The organism is Halomonas sp. SIMBA_159, assembly GCF_046536035.1.
Classification (GTDB): Bacteria; Pseudomonadota; Gammaproteobacteria; order Pseudomonadales; family Halomonadaceae; genus Vreelandella; species Vreelandella venusta_A.
This window is the reverse complement of the sequence record NZ_JAWJBT010001341.1, coordinates 1-244: the sequence shown is the minus strand read 5'-3', so window position 1 is coordinate 244 and position 244 is coordinate 1. Positions and strand designations below refer to the sequence as shown.

Annotated in this window: 1 protein-coding gene; it reads left to right on the top strand. The window is 33.6% G+C overall.

Annotation, left to right across the window (positions count from 1 at the left end):
- The coding region (locus R0J87_RS23620) for a hypothetical protein (protein WP_498889429.1) at positions 1-244 on the top strand (244 nt) is incomplete at both ends.

Below are 244 nucleotides of genomic sequence, written 5' to 3'. Positions count from 1 at the left end.
AAAGTTATAAGCAATATCAATCTCAAATGAAAAAATACATAAATAATGCAAATGACGACTATCAACAAATAAGAGAACTGCTAAATTTATCAGCAAATGATAGTGTTGCAGGGGGGTATATCAGGAATGCGAATACGGAGGGCAGAATGTCTAATATTTGGCGCGGAAGCACAGTGTTTTTTATTATATTAGCAGCTATTTGGTTATTTTATAGTTTCATAAGCGGTCAAGGTACAGTTTCTTG